Origin of the sequence: Vibrio sp. Vb1018, from assembly GCF_033338775.1 — a bacterium.
GTDB classification, from domain to species: domain Bacteria; phylum Pseudomonadota; class Gammaproteobacteria; order Enterobacterales; family Vibrionaceae; genus Vibrio; species Vibrio alginolyticus.
Genome location: NZ_JAWOTI010000002.1, coordinates 283,426 through 297,026, shown reverse-complemented (window position 1 = coordinate 297,026; position 13,601 = coordinate 283,426). Strand labels below are relative to the sequence as shown.

Annotated in this window: 13 protein-coding genes; 9 read left to right on the top strand and 4 right to left on the bottom strand. The window is 43.3% G+C overall.

Translation table 11 applies throughout. The features are described from left to right. The first annotated feature begins 31 nt into the window (after nt 1-31). Together R7Z10_RS03685 and R7Z10_RS03680 are read left to right on the top strand one after the other, a co-directional pair. The gene (locus R7Z10_RS03685; RefSeq protein ID WP_318104003.1) at nt 32-412 is read left to right on the top strand and encodes a hypothetical protein; all 381 of its coding nucleotides are present in this window, start codon (nt 32-34) and stop codon (nt 410-412) included. A gap of 50 nt (nt 413-462) precedes the next feature. Continuing rightward, nucleotides 463-1,143, top strand: a complete 681-nt coding sequence (locus R7Z10_RS03680; protein ID WP_318104001.1) for a DedA family protein — start codon at nt 463-465, stop codon at nt 1,141-1,143. Between the two features lie 125 nt (nt 1,144-1,268). Here the strand turns inward: R7Z10_RS03680 and R7Z10_RS03675 are convergent, their stop codons facing one another. The 3 genes from R7Z10_RS03675 to R7Z10_RS03665 all read right to left on the bottom strand — a co-directional run bounded on the left by R7Z10_RS03675 (nt 1,269) and on the right by R7Z10_RS03665 (nt 3,107). After that, nucleotides 1,269-1,592, bottom strand: a complete 324-nt coding sequence (locus R7Z10_RS03675) for a hypothetical protein (protein WP_005373158.1) — start codon at nt 1,590-1,592, stop codon at nt 1,269-1,271. Nucleotides 1,593-1,678: 86 nt separating this feature from the next. Further along, nucleotides 1,679-2,137 (bottom strand): hypothetical protein, encoded by a 459-nt coding sequence (locus R7Z10_RS03670; protein ID WP_017633653.1) that lies wholly within the window; start codon nt 2,135-2,137, stop codon nt 1,679-1,681. A 328-nt stretch (nt 2,138-2,465) separates the two neighbouring features. After that, the gene (locus R7Z10_RS03665; protein ID WP_318103999.1) at nt 2,466-3,107 is read right to left on the bottom strand and encodes a murein L,D-transpeptidase catalytic domain family protein; all 642 of its coding nucleotides are present in this window, start codon (nt 3,105-3,107) and stop codon (nt 2,466-2,468) included. A gap of 837 nt (nt 3,108-3,944) precedes the next feature. Between R7Z10_RS03665 and R7Z10_RS03660 the strand changes: the two genes are divergently transcribed. After that, nucleotides 3,945-4,520, top strand: a complete 576-nt coding sequence (locus R7Z10_RS03660; RefSeq protein WP_318104129.1) for a DUF1629 domain-containing protein — start codon at nt 3,945-3,947, stop codon at nt 4,518-4,520. A gap of 139 nt (nt 4,521-4,659) precedes the next feature. On the opposite strand, the gene R7Z10_RS03655 is transcribed toward R7Z10_RS03660, so the two are convergent. After that, nucleotides 4,660-7,020 carry an EAL domain-containing protein gene (locus R7Z10_RS03655; RefSeq protein ID WP_318103996.1) on the bottom strand — a complete coding sequence of 787 codons (2,361 nt, stop codon included), beginning with the start codon at nt 7,018-7,020 and terminating at the stop codon, nt 4,660-4,662. A 473-nt stretch (nt 7,021-7,493) separates the two neighbouring features. Between R7Z10_RS03655 and rbsD the strand changes: the two genes are divergently transcribed. From rbsD to R7Z10_RS03625, 6 genes are all read left to right on the top strand, one after another. Continuing rightward, the gene (gene rbsD / locus R7Z10_RS03650; protein WP_005382620.1) at nt 7,494-7,913 is read left to right on the top strand and encodes a D-ribose pyranase; all 420 of its coding nucleotides are present in this window, start codon (nt 7,494-7,496) and stop codon (nt 7,911-7,913) included. 23 nt (nt 7,914-7,936) lie between these two features. Next, nucleotides 7,937-9,442, top strand: a complete 1,506-nt coding sequence (gene rbsA, locus R7Z10_RS03645) for a ribose ABC transporter ATP-binding protein RbsA (RefSeq protein WP_005373147.1) — start codon at nt 7,937-7,939, stop codon at nt 9,440-9,442. Further along, nucleotides 9,439-10,422 carry a ribose ABC transporter permease gene (rbsC, locus tag R7Z10_RS03640; RefSeq protein WP_005373145.1) on the top strand — a complete coding sequence of 328 codons (984 nt, stop codon included), beginning with the start codon at nt 9,439-9,441 and terminating at the stop codon, nt 10,420-10,422. Before rbsA ends, rbsC begins: the two co-directional genes overlap by 4 nt. An 87-nt stretch (nt 10,423-10,509) precedes the next feature. Next, a complete protein-coding gene (rbsB, locus tag R7Z10_RS03635) occupies nt 10,510-11,388 on the top strand; it encodes a ribose ABC transporter substrate-binding protein RbsB (RefSeq protein WP_005373143.1) in 879 nt (292 codons plus the stop codon). Nucleotides 11,389-11,611: 223 nt separating this feature from the next. After that, nucleotides 11,612-12,529, top strand: coding sequence for a ribokinase (rbsK, locus tag R7Z10_RS03630; RefSeq protein WP_047101385.1), 918 nt, complete (start codon nt 11,612-11,614; stop codon nt 12,527-12,529). A gap of 35 nt (nt 12,530-12,564) precedes the next feature. Continuing rightward, a complete protein-coding gene (locus R7Z10_RS03625; RefSeq protein WP_005373138.1) occupies nt 12,565-13,587 on the top strand; it encodes a substrate-binding domain-containing protein in 1,023 nt (340 codons plus the stop codon). Nucleotides 13,588-13,601: the final 14 nt, after the last annotated feature.

Here is a 13,601-nt window from a genome sequence, read left to right as displayed (position 1 = left end):
CGGACTACTTTTCTGCTTGTTGGCTCCGAGCATGAGCCTGGCGCACTCACACCCAAATTTTCTTTCCTTTCATAACCAGAATATTGCTGTTGACGCTAAGTCGAAGCACTTTTCAGAACATCCTATCTCTCCAATACAACTAGACTACCCGAGTTTAAACAGCCGGAATGTATTGAGGGTTAGCCATGCTAAGGAAATGAGCTCGAACGACGATGTAGAACCCGAATGGTTTGAAATGCTTGATGTAGCATGGTGGGCGCATCGTTCGGCAATTTACTCGATGAAGCGGCTAAAACGCATCGGCAATGAGGCTTTAGGTTGTTGTATTGAAAGTATTTTTACTCACTTTAAATACAGAATCGGAGTGAGAAAAGAATCGAATTTCATATACCGCTTTATACATGCTCGCTAACACATTCCATGTTTTTGCAACTTTTGGTTAATTATGCTTAGGAGCGGTTTATGTTTGATTCGATCATTCAGGTCTTGAGTGCTTTTTGGCATCAAGATTTCACGGCGTTAATGGCGCCAGGCAGTGCAGGTTTGGTTTATTTTGTTGTTGCTGTGATTATCTTTTTGGAAAGTGGCTTTATTCCTGCTGCACCTTTCCCATGCGACAGTGTCGTCGTATTATCCGGTACGCTGGCGGCGGTTGGCGTCCTTGACCCAATTATGATCATGTTGGTGATAGCTGTTAGTGCGGGGTTGGGAAGTTGGGCGGCTTATTTACAAGGCAAGTGGCTAAATCGCTTACCTAAGGTCCAAGGCTGGGTGAGTGCGGTTCCTCAAAAGCGTTTGGAACAAGTCGACGTATTACTCAGTAAACATGGATTGATTGCGCTTTTTTGTGCGCGGTTTATTCCGGTTGTTCGTTCCCTATTGCCATTAATGATGGGGTTGCGAGTGAAACGTATTAGTAAATTCCATTACTTTGCGTGGCTGAGTGCGATTTTATGGACGCTGATATTATGCGGTTTTGGTTCATTACTTCCTTTGCTACCAGAAAATATGAGCAAAGCAATCACAATGCTATTAATGGCGGCACCAATAATTACTCTTGTGATTGGAGTGCTTAGTTTCTTGTTTGTTAAAGCACGTCGAGCGACCTGTAAACCCAAGGATGTGTCAGAGTTTTCCCAATAAGTTTACTTTGATTTGCACTTTTAAGCTTGTATGCAGATTAGACCTCTAATCGACAGGTTTTTGTCAGTAAAAAGAAAGGCGCATACATTGCGCCTTTCTTTTTGAGTGTCGTTAGGGTTTCGAATTTAATAGCCAATGCTATATAGGTATTCGCCAACTTCTTTGCACTGAGACTTGTAGATGTTCTCTACTTCAGACTCATTCTTATCTGCTGCTTTAAATTCAAGTTCGGCAGACGATAGCTGGTCAAAGCTGTAGTCTCTCTCAGACATTAAGTAGTGTCTGAACATCGCTCTGTGTTCCGGAACTGCAATACGTGCGTTAGAAACGTTGGCACACTCTAACAGAGTGTCGTTACTCATTTCTTCTGGCTTAGTTTCTGTGTTTGCTAAGGTTGAGCCCGCTGCAAATAGTAATGCTAGTGCGATGGTTGTAGCGATTCTTGTCATTATATGGACCTCAAATTGGTTCTAGTAACAATGAGCATATTGGCTCTTATCGTTACATTTTCGTGTTCTCTGTATGTCATAAAAAGTTAAACAACAGAGAAGGCGTTGCGACCATGAGTAAAGACGTACATTAAGTTCGCTTCCTTTCTTCCAGAGAGGCGATAAAGAGAGCGTTGACTCATGAGTCCGCCATAACTGTCTAGAGGTAAGCGAGATGCTTGTTTTGCCAACTCCAGTAGTGGTGGAGAAGAGAAAGCAATAAGTAAAAAATAATCAGGAGTAAAATCTGATGATAAAACGCCATCAGTAGCTGATGTTCGGCGACAGGAGACAAGCCCGAACAACTCGCGCTTTATATGTAGGTAGTAACTTTCTGAACCCCAAGAGCTCAGAGAAGCTGAGGCATGAAAATCAGTGTGTGCTAGCTCAAAATCGTCTTGTTGAGAGAGTTTAAGTAGGCGCTCGGAAGTGTAATGTTTGGTGTGGTGCCACTCATGCGCATATGAAGCTGTGATGAGCCCTGAGAGCAGGGACAAAGAAAGCATCAATAATATACGGTGTAGATAACGCAAGAAGTAACCCTAAACATATAAAGCCACAGTTACCCACCATGATTAAGGAATCTTAGTGGAACTATGATAACGATGAAAGCCAGTGTCTGATGAACTCAGCGTATACTAACGAGATGGAAGGGGGATGAACAGAGTTTTCTGATCGCACTTAGGTATATCAGCGAATAACACAATAGTTTTCGCTTTCGAGTAAGCGAAAATGGAAAGAGAGTCGTTGCACAAGGACGATTAAGCTAACAGGATTATTACTGGGGAAGAAATAGAATCTTCTTTTTTCTTCCCCATATGTGTCGCATCGGTATTACGCGCTTGCGTAAATAACACTGCCGCCTTTTATAGTGTCAATGATCTCGCGAGACAACTTCTCTGGTAAAGCAGGGCAACCCCAACTGCGTCCGAGGTATCCATTCTTCTTGATAAAGGAAGGGTTTGCGTAATCGGCACCGTGCACGACAATGTAACGCTCGCGAGCTTTGTCGTTTAATCCAGAGCTTAGCCCATCTAATCGAAGTGAATAGCCATTTGAGCCGTAGTAAGTGGTATCAGTCAAAAAAGTGCCCAATGATGTTTTTCGCGAGTTCACGACATTTGAAAACTGTGTCGCTATTTTCTTTCCGCTGTTCACGCCGTGAGAAACATACGTATTGTAGATTAGCTTCTTTTTATCTAAATCAACCACATAAAAACGCTTTTCAGTTGATGGTTTACTATAGTCGATGATCGTTAGTACCGACTTCTTTCTATCGGGTGTCTTCTGATAAGCGATGTAAGCGTCACTGAACAACTTAAAGTCTACTATGCCATCTAGCTTGGCTTGTTTAAACACATGTTCAACTTGCTTTGGTCGTAAATGATCCCTGGGTTCGTTATCTGATTGTTTTGCAAAAGCAAAAGGTGAGACAGACAACAGCGCACATGTAAATAATAAAATTAACTTTTTCATCTTGGCTAAATAAAACTCTATGGTGTTACAAATTTACCGATTGCTTCATGCATTCGTTAAAACAACATGCACATCAATATAATTCTATTCCCAATGTTTCTTATTGCACGCTTAGGTGCTTGATATTGGGTTGACGATAAGTTTTTGAGTTAAAAACTAACTAATTGAAACTTATATAAAATATGAAGTTTAACGATGGTTTCTATAAGCTTCGGCGTAAATAATATCTGATATATGTAATTAATAAAACTGTGTTTAAGGATATTTGTGAAGTTGCTAATTTATAAAAACGGCGTTTTATTTTTCGTACTTTAGAAACTCTTTTTATTTCAATGTGTTTTCTTTTTCTACGCTTTATCCAATACCTCAAAAGTTTGTGATTTAACTCGTAACAAATCGTAACGCCGAATCGTTATGTGTATAAGTGCATTTATAATGTATGAATAAACAACAGGGTGGTAAGAAAAGGCAGTAAAACAGCGGTGAATCGGTTGTTTTTAATTCACGATTGACAAAGCCAAGTCTAAGTCGTACAAAAATTGAACTTGTGAATGTATCGTTTAAGTGAGAGTGATGAGCTCGACAAAAGTGAAGTGATGCGTGCTATTGTTTATTCTCTAATTTATTCGATTACATAAGGAAGGGTACATAGTAAAAATTTAAAAAATAATTCTATCGTGTGGATTAAAATATATAAATAATAAAACTTAGAAATTAAAAGATAAGAACGCCAGATCTGAATTCATTAAATTTTTGAACATGAAAGTAAACTCTATCTATTATGTTTGGTTTGGTTTGGTTTGGTTTGAAAGCGCTCAAATTGATTTAAGGACGGTTATGACAGCATTTAATAAAGTGTTTATTGTCACTCCCAATGTTAATGATTTTGCAATGTTGCGAGAGTCGCCATTGGAAATGTCTCTTCAAGTAACGGCAAGCAAACCTATCCAACTCTATGGAGAGTCTGTTAAAGCCAGTTGGAAAAGTATTGATATTGAATGGTTAGACGTTAAGGGTGAAAAGCCATTACCCAGGCCTGATATTGCAGCATGGGGATCTTTTACTCTTGCTGTATCCGCTTCTATTGCGGATAAGCTCAATGTGTTAAGCGAGAATGTCGAATTTTTACCATTAAATATACAAGGAAAGCCTTGGCGAGCATTAAACATTGTCACTCAAATTGATGCCATTGATACCTCTGCTACCGAGTATAATCTTCGTCATGGTAAGCTAAGTCGTGTTAGACCGTTTAAGAAACTCGTTTTGAATAGAGAAGCCGTTAATGAATCTGACTTGTTCAGAGTAAAAGGTGCTGGGCTCAGAACGTTTTGCACGGACAAAAAAGGTGGCTTGTACGATAGCGTCAAAGCGCTGAATTTGACCGGTTTGGATTTCAAGGAAGTGTTGGTTTAAAAACGAATAAATAGTGATTTACTCGACTAAAGTCATAGATATAGGTATGGGGGAACAAAAGCTGAGCATCTATCAATGAAGCTCATATATAACTAAATACAGCCGCCAAAGTTGTGACAGCTGTACGTCTCCCCTTAACTTATGTTCTTGAAACCCTAATTGAGCTGGCCATGGACGCATCAAATCGACTGTCGTCATTTGCCGATTGCCACCACAAGCTCAATTGTTCTTTAGTCATTGGTTTGCCAAATAAATAGCCTTGCATATAGTCGCAGCGGTATGCCGATAGCCATTCATGCATCATATTGTGTTCAATACCTTCTGCTGTAACCGTTTTATTCTGGGCATGGCATAGCTCAATAATAGGTTTGATCACATGGCCGTTGTTGGTCTTCATCAATGTAACGAGGAACTCTCGATCAAATTTGATTTTTTGAACCGGATACTGAACGAGCTGAGTTAACGATGTGTAACCAGAACCAAAGTCATCAATTGCAAGACGGTAGCCACGTTTTGATAGCTCATCAAGTAGAGCCGTGCCTTGTTGTTCTGCGGCAAAGGTTTCGGTTATTTCTATCTCAATACATTCTGGTTTAACACTGTGCAGTGTCGCTTGTTCATGGATGTAGTTTGCCATTTCTATCGAGTTTAGCTCTGCTGATGAAAGATTGACCGAAAGAACAATATCCTTACCGAAAATATTCCTTAATTGATGGTATTCCGCCGTTGCATTGGCGAAAACCCAGCGGTCAATTTTATCAAATAATCCGGCTTGCTCTGCAATTGGAATAAACTCCTTTGGAGGGATAGGGCCGATACCTTCGGCTTCCCAGCGCAACAAGACTTCTAACCCCTCAATTTCGTTGCTTCGATTGCTCATATAGGGTTGAAAAACAAGGTGAAATTCTTCCTCTACATTGCTTTTTCGGAGCGCACGTTCAAGTTGACTTCGTCTTTGAGACTCAATATTGAGAGCGGCTGAATAATAGGCGTATTGATTTTTCCCTGCCCGTTTTGCTTGATACATAGCCGCATCGGCACTGGAGAGTAACTTCGCGATGTCAGTACCGTCTTGAGGATATTGTGCAATACCTACGCTTGCCGTAACGGGAAATGAATTACTCCAAGATGAACTGAGATTACTAATCGGTTTTAGCAGCTCTGATGCAAGCAAATCAGGCAAGCGTTTTACCTCTTGATTTGAGCTCAGCAAAATTGCAAATTCGTCACCAGATAACCTGGCGGCAAAGCAGGGGCTGTTGTAATCGTGCGAGAACTTTTGACAGGCATTCTTGATGTGTGATGAGAACACTTTTAATAAGTTATCTCCCAATTCATGCCCGTATTTATCATTCACGTATTTAAAGTTATCAAGATCGACGTAAACAACCCACAGAAACTGCGAAGGGGAGATAAGTTCACGAGTGGCAAGCTCATGAAAACGATGGCGATTGGCGAGTTGCGTCAGGTGATCCGTTTCAGCTAGGCGTTTTGTCTTTTTATAGATGACATTAAGTTCCTCATACATATCAAAAAAGCGTGCAGAGAGGCGTCCTATTTCATCGTTTGTTTCTAGCTTTTCAATATTGTCACGTTGATTAGATTCAAGTTCGTTCAGCTGCTTATCAAGGCGAGAAACAGGGCGCAACACATAGCGGTACAACACCAAAATGATTAATGTGATGGTGAAAAACGCCGCTACGCCAAAGGAGAAAGCAAGTTCTAGCCACACTTTATCGACTTTATTCCACATTAAATATTCGGCAGGAGAAAGCACGGCATAAAAGTGCGGCAGCAGCTCAATGGTTTGAGCGAGAGGAATATCAAGATAAATGGGTTTGTCGGCGAAAGTAATCACGCTGTGCGTGTCAAACTCGATGTCATGCTTAATCTCGTTAAAGGCTTCAAGTGATACGGAAACTACCACAAAAAACACATTTTTCGAGTCAAAGCTCAAAGGGTGAGTCCCCGTTCTTTTGTCGACGACCTCATATTGAAGAAGAATGCTTTGTCCACTGGAGTTATAAATAAAGCCAGTGTGACTGAAAGCCTCTCTCTCATTGAAACTTCGTGATATGTACTCTAACACTTTTGGGTCGACCACGCCTGATGATTCGTAATATTTGTTTTCTGTGTAGTAGAGAAGGTTTTGTTTGCCGTCGAGGATCGCCATGCTTGCATCGCCTTTGTAACCATGGCTCAATACTTCAGCGGTCTCGTCTAATCGGTTAAACAAGACTCGTTCACGATAGGGGTTGTTATGATTTACCAAATAGTCTTGTAATACATCACTTTTACTGAGCGTATAGGCATAACTATTAAGAAAAATATTCGCTTGTCGAAACTGCCCGGCGAGCTTTTCCATTTGCAACTGAATATAGCTGTCTTCCCGCTTGATGAGCGTCACTTTTTGAATGCTATAAATAATATAGCTAGATACTAACGCGCTTAATAAGATCACTGGCGCGACAAGCAAAATGACTCTATTGCTTAACTTCATTATGGTTCTTAGTTTCCGTTTGTGTCCCTACAAACGTCGCGTACCAGGTAAGGTACTGAACGGATGATGTGTTTTGGCAAATTGTAACCAGATTGTAAGGTGAGCGTTCTCCAAAATCAGGCAGCTATCTAAGAATTGTGATGACGTGAAAGGTTTCGAGCTTATTAACTAGAGGTTTTCTCAGTAGTAGGACGTCTCTTTTCCTTCCTCCCTGTATAAAACCTAACCGTAATGACAGGGAAATACCGTCATCGAAACGTTTCGATGGTAAAGTGTGACTCAAGTGCACTTTTCCTATTCAATGACAATTGAATTACAGATCATTCTCACACCTTATCGATCTCACACTGGTCAAATTGCGATGACGAATTATTATTTCATCGAAACGTTTCGATGAGTTTTCTGTTAATAACGAAAACACTTTAAAACAGGCGCTCATGGTTGTATGAACGTGTAACCGAAAGGTCGATGAGATGAAAAAAAGTACCCTAATTAACTCAGATATTTCTTACTTGGTGGCGACGCTAGGCCACACCGACGAGATCACGATATGTGATGCTGGTCTACCAATCCCAGAGCATGTTCAGCGAATCGATTTGGCGCTAACGCATGGGGTACCAAGTTTTCTTGATACTGTTCGCGTAATTCTATCTGAGTCCCAAATCGAAGGGGTCATCATTGCGGAAGAGTTCTCTGATGCAAGCCCAGTTTTGCATGAAGCGTTGCTCAACGAACTGAGCAAAGAGAGTGAAGAAACGGGCAAATCTATTGAGGTGAGCTACGTGTCACATGAAGCGTTTAAAGCACGCACGGCCCAAAGTCGCGCTATCGTAAGAACGGGCGAATGCTCGCCATATGCGAACGTTATTTTCCAAGCGGGCGTGGTTTTTTAAGCCAGAGATATTGAGGACAGATTATGACTCAAGCCATTCTACAACTAAGCGAAATTGAGAAGGCGTTTCCGGGCGTAAAAGCACTCGACAAAGCAAGCCTGAATGTTTATCCAGGCCGTGTTATGGCGCTGATGGGTGAAAATGGAGCAGGCAAGTCAACGTTAATGAAGGTGTTGACAGGCATTTACCACATGGATGCGGGGAGCATTCAATATCAAGGTCAGCCGGCGGCCTTTAAAGGGCCACGCGATTCACAGGAAGCTGGTATTAGCATTATTCACCAAGAGCTGAACCTGATTCCTGAACTGACGATTGCCGAAAATATTTACTTGGGACGAGAGTTCACTGGCTCCTTAGGGCGTATCCAGTGGGGCAAAATGTATGACGAAGCTGACAAGCTTTTAAAACGTCTGAATGTAAAGCACTCATCAAAAACATTGCTTGGCGATTTAAGCCTTGGTGAACAACAAATGGTGGAAATTGCAAAGGCACTTTCGTTTGAGTCGAAAGTCATCATTATGGATGAGCCAACGGACGCATTGACCGATACCGAAACGGAATCACTATTTAAAGTGATTAATGAGCTTCGCGAGCAAGGATGCGGCATCGTATACATCTCGCATCGTCTTAAAGAAATCTTTGAAATCTGTGACGACATTACCGTGCTTCGTGATGGTAAGTTTATCGGTGAGTGCAAGGTGTCCGACACTGATGAAGATGGCCTAATTGAAATGATGGTTGGCCGAAAATTAGAAGAGCAATATCCACGTATTGATGTCCAACATGGCGAAACTTGTCTTGAAGTCATTGGTTTGACTGGGTCTGGCGTTCAGGATGTGAGCTTTACTCTCAAGCGTGGTGAGATTCTTGGAATTTCTGGCTTGATGGGCGCAGGCCGCACTGAACTCATGAAAGTCATTTACGGCGCATTACCTAGTGAGCATGGTGTTATCAATCTTGATAACAAAACTATTAACCCGGTTAGCCCGCAAGATGGTTTGGCAAATGGTATCGCTTACATCTCTGAAGATCGCAAAGGCGATGGTTTGGTTTTAGGTCTTTCGGTTAAGGAGAACATGTCACTTTGTTCGCTAAACCAGCTGACCAAAGGCTTCCAGATTCAACACAGCGACGAAGTGATTGCTGTGGAAGATTTTATTAAGTTATTCAACATTAAAACCCCAACGCGAGATCAAATCATCGGCAACTTATCTGGTGGTAACCAGCAAAAAGTTGCGATAGCGAAAGGGTTAATGACGAAGCCTAAAGTTCTGATTCTGGATGAGCCAACACGTGGTGTTGATGTCGGAGCAAAAAAAGAGATTTATCAGCTCATCAACAAGTTTAAGGCCGAAGGCATGAGCATCATCTTGGTTTCTTCCGAGATGCCTGAAGTGCTCGGCATGAGCGACCGTATTTTAGTGATGCATGAAGGTCGTATCACTGGCGAATTTGATGCGAAAGACGCCGATCAAGAAAAATTACTCGCCTGTGCCGTAGGCAAAGAGATCAATGAGGAAGCAGCATGAGTACGAATACCATGAGCAAACCAACCGAAACGAGCAACAAGAAGTTGTTCACAAAAGAGTGGCTGATTGAACAAAAATCACTGATAGCTCTGATCTTTCTGATCGTTGTTGTGTCATTTTTGAACCCGAACTTCTTTACGGTCGACAACATTCTCAACATTCTTCGTCAAACCTCCGTGAATGCCATTATCGCAGTGGGTATGACATTAGTTATTTTAACCGCAGGTATCGACTTAAGTGTTGGTTCGGTATTGGCGTTGTGTGGTGCCTTTGCGGCAAGCATGATCGCGCTTGAGGTTCCGGTGCTGGTGGCGGTTCCCACTGCTTTAGTCGCAGGTGCAGCGTTAGGTGCGATCAGCGGTATCATTATTGCGAAGGGTAAGGTGCAGGCATTTATCGCTACGCTGGTTACCATGACGTTACTACGTGGTGTGACCATGGTGTACACCGAAGGTCGTCCAATCTCGACAGGCTTTACTGACACCGCAGATGCGTTTGCATGGTTTGGTACTGGCTACGCGCTAGGCATTCCGGTTCCTGTTTGGTTAATGGTGGTTGTGTTCGCAGCGGCTTGGTATTTACTTAACCACACGCGCTTTGGTCGCTATGTTTACGCACTAGGCGGCAACGAGTCTGCGACTCGCCTATCAGGTATCAATGTAGACCGAGTGAAGATTGGTGTCTACGCCATCTGCGGTATGCTAGCAGCGCTTGCAGGTATTATCGTAACGTCTCGTCTTTCTTCGGCGCAGCCAACAGCAGGTATGGGCTACGAGCTAGACGCTATCGCAGCGGTTGTTCTTGGCGGTACCAGCTTGATGGGCGGTAAAGGCCGTATCATGGGTACCTTGATTGGTGCGCTGATCATCGGTTTCTTGAACAATGCACTTAACCTACTTGATGTTTCTTCCTACTACCAAATGATTGCAAAAGCAGTGGTTATCTTGCTTGCGGTATTGGTAGACAACAAAAACAAGTAATTCATAACAATCTGTATATATAAAACAGTGAATACAAACCGAGTCAGGGGACGTGTACTGGCTCACCCTACACAAAGGACTAGAACGATGAAAAAACTTGCAACTCTTATCTCTGCTGCACTTCTTTCTTCAACCGTATCGGTAGCGGCGCAAGCTCAAGATACCATGGCGATTGTGGTTTCGACGCTAAACAACCCGTTCTTCGTAACGATGAAAGACGGTGCGGAAGCAAAAGCGAAAGAATTGGGGTACGACTTAATTGTACTGGACTCGCAAAATGACCCGAGTAAAGAACTGTCGAACATCGAGGATTTAAGTATTCGCGGCGTAAAAGCAATTCTTATCAACCCAACGGATTCTGATGCAGTGTCTAATGCAATTCGTATGGCGAACCGTTCTAAGATCCCTGTGTTGACATTAGACCGTGGTGCAAGCCGTGGTGAAGTCGTGAGTCACATCGCGTCGGACAACGTAATTGGTGGTGAAATGGCAGGCCACTACATCATGGAAAAAGTAGGCGAAAAAGCAAAAGTCATTCAACTTGAAGGTATTGCGGGCACATCGGCAGCGCGTGAGCGCGGTGAAGGCTTTATGAATGCCGTGAAGGGCAGCGATATGGATCTTCTTGCTAGCCAACCAGCTGACTTTGACCGCACAAAAGGTCTAAACGTAATGGAAAACCTGCTAGCGGCTAACCCGGATGTACAAGCGGTATTTGCACAGAATGATGAAATGGCGCTAGGTGCACTTCGCGCAGTTCAAGCTTCTGGCAAAGATGTCGTTATTGTTGGTTTTGATGGTACGGAAGACGGCATTGCAGCAGTTAACCGTGGCAAACTAGCGGCAACTATTGCTCAGCAACCAGACCTTATCGGTGCTTTAGGTGTTGAAACGGCTGACAAAGTTTTGAAAGGTGAAGAAGTAGAAGAGTACATCCCAGTACCACTAAAAGTAGTCACTAAGTAAGTTTCAAGTTCCAATAAATCATCCTAATTTTTGCTCTCTCCTCCGTTTATATCTGTCGTTTAGGAGGTGAGGGCAAATTTACCCAAAATACTGCAAAGTGTGGGGTATAGATGCCTTTGGCTTTTTATCGAGACTCCTTCGTCAGGAAGAGAAGTTAAAGTCATCTAATGTATTTTCCTAAACAGTTTTTAAAAAGGGTTCATTCAGAACCGAGGATAACCGTATGAATAAGTTAGTGGTGTTAGGTAGTGTAAACGCTGACCATGTTCTTCAAGTGCCTTCTTTCCCTCGCCCAGGCGAGACGCTGCATGGTCGCAACTATCAAGTTATCCCAGGTGGCAAAGGTGCCAACCAAGCCGTCGCGGCGGCGCGATTAAATGCAGACATAGGTTTTATCGCTTGTGTGGGCGACGACTCATTTGGCATTAACATTCGCGAAAACTTCAAAATGGACGGCATCGATATCACTGGTGTGAAGATGCAGCCAAATTGCCCGACAGGTATCGCGATGATTCAAGTGTCGGACAGTGGTGAGAACAGCATTTGCATTTCAGCTGAAGCAAACGCCAAACTGACAGCAGAAGCGATTGAGCCAGATTTAGAGCGTATTCGCCAAGCAGATTACTTGCTAATGCAATTGGAAACGCCGATGTGCGGCATTGAGAAAGCTGCGCGTGTAGCGAAAGATGCCAAAACCAATGTCATTCTGAACCCAGCGCCAGCTCGCGAACTGTCAGATGAATTACTGTCTTGCATTGACGTGATTACACCAAATGAAACGGAAGCTGAAGTTCTGACAGGTATTACTGTAACAGACAACGAAAGCGCGCAAGAAGCGGCGAATGTGCTACATGGTAAAGGTATAGAAATCGTCATGATCACACTCGGTGCAAAAGGCGTTTGGTTAAGCCAAAACGGTCGAGGCGAAATCATCTCGGGTTTCCGCGTTGAAGCGACGGATACTACCGCAGCGGGCGATACATTTAATGGGGCATTCGTCACTGGTCTCCTAGAAGATTTACCTTTAGAATCAGCGATTAAGTTTGCACATGCGGCGGCTGCAATTTCTGTGACCCGCTTTGGCGCGCAAACGTCGATTCCAACCCGCGAAGAGGTGGACGCGTTTCTCGCTGAACAATAAGGCGCACAACGCCTCATTAAAATAGGAGTAGTAACATGGCGACGATGAAAGACATCGCAAAACTGGCAGGGGTTTCCACTTCAACAGTGAGCCATGTTATTAACAAGACGCGTTTTGTGAGCGAAGAGATCTCTGAACGCGTTAACAATGCCGCAAAAGAGCTTAACTACTACGCGCCCTCTGCGTTGGCGCGTAGCCTCAAAGTCAATCGTACCAAAACCATTGGTATGCTCGTGACAACCTCAACCAACCCATTCTTTGGCGAAGTCGTAAAAGGCGTAGAGCGCAGCTGCTACCAAAAAGGCTACAGCCTCATTTTATGTAACACCGAGGGTGATAACGAACGTATGCGTCAATCCATTAATACGCTATTGCAAAAGCGTGTCGATGGTTTGATCTTGATGTGCTCGTCGCTAGAAGGAGAGCGTATCGATGTATTTGAGCGTTACCCAGATATCCCAGTTGTGGTAATGGACTGGGGGCCGATGCTATTTACAAGCGATAAAATCCAAGACAACTCACTTCGTGGCGGTTACTTAGCGGCGAAATACTTAATTGATTGCGGCCATACCGAAATTGGGTGCATCACTGGCCCTTTGATTAAACACCAAGCGCAAATGCGATACGAAGGTTATAAGCGAGCAATGAACGAAGCTGGCTTGGAATTTAATGCCAATTGGATCATTGAGTCTGACTTCGAATGTGAGGGTGGGTATCAAGCGTTCAAAAAAATGGCTCAGCGTGGCGCATTACCCAGCTCGATTTTCGTCTCTAACGATATGATGGCGATGGGTGTGATTAACGCCGCAAATGAGCTCGGTATTAAAGTGCCGGACGACCTATCCATTATTGGTTACGATGACATCCATATCGCGAAATTTATGTCGCCATCGCTAACTACCATTCATCAGCCTAAGTACCGTTTGGGGCAGGCTGCCGTTGAGACTCTTGTCCGAAAGTTGGATGAAAAATCAACAGAGGCACAGGTCGTACAATTAGAGCCGACTCTAGTGGAACGAAAAAGCGTCAAGAGGTTAAAGTCAAACCTCACTGAATGACGTGTGATGTTGAG

Excerpts from the sequence above, each read along its gene's own strand:
- R7Z10_RS03655 (WP_318103996.1), bottom strand. The coding sequence starts at position 7,020 with ATGAAGTTAAGCAATAGAGTCATTTTGCTTGTCGCGCCAGTGATCTTA.
- R7Z10_RS03670 (WP_017633653.1), bottom strand. The coding sequence starts at position 2,137 with ATGCTTTCTTTGTCCCTGCTCTCAGGGCTCATCACAGCTTCATATGCG.
- R7Z10_RS03625 (WP_005373138.1), top strand. The coding sequence starts at position 12,565 with ATGGCGACGATGAAAGACATCGCAAAACTGGCAGGGGTTTCCACTTCA.
- R7Z10_RS03680 (WP_318104001.1), top strand. The coding sequence starts at position 463 with ATGTTTGATTCGATCATTCAGGTCTTGAGTGCTTTTTGGCATCAAGAT.
- R7Z10_RS03665 (WP_318103999.1), bottom strand. The coding sequence starts at position 3,107 with ATGAAAAAGTTAATTTTATTATTTACATGTGCGCTGTTGTCTGTCTCA.
- rbsK (WP_047101385.1), top strand. The coding sequence starts at position 11,612 with ATGAATAAGTTAGTGGTGTTAGGTAGTGTAAACGCTGACCATGTTCTT.
- R7Z10_RS03660 (WP_318104129.1), top strand. The coding sequence starts at position 3,945 with ATGACAGCATTTAATAAAGTGTTTATTGTCACTCCCAATGTTAATGAT.
- R7Z10_RS03675 (WP_005373158.1), bottom strand. The coding sequence starts at position 1,592 with ATGACAAGAATCGCTACAACCATCGCACTAGCATTACTATTTGCAGCG.
- rbsC (WP_005373145.1), top strand. The coding sequence starts at position 9,439 with ATGAGTACGAATACCATGAGCAAACCAACCGAAACGAGCAACAAGAAG.
- rbsA (WP_005373147.1), top strand. The coding sequence starts at position 7,937 with ATGACTCAAGCCATTCTACAACTAAGCGAAATTGAGAAGGCGTTTCCG.
- R7Z10_RS03685 (WP_318104003.1), top strand. The coding sequence starts at position 32 with ATGAGCCTGGCGCACTCACACCCAAATTTTCTTTCCTTTCATAACCAG.
- rbsB (WP_005373143.1), top strand. The coding sequence starts at position 10,510 with ATGAAAAAACTTGCAACTCTTATCTCTGCTGCACTTCTTTCTTCAACC.
- rbsD (WP_005382620.1), top strand. The coding sequence starts at position 7,494 with ATGAAAAAAAGTACCCTAATTAACTCAGATATTTCTTACTTGGTGGCG.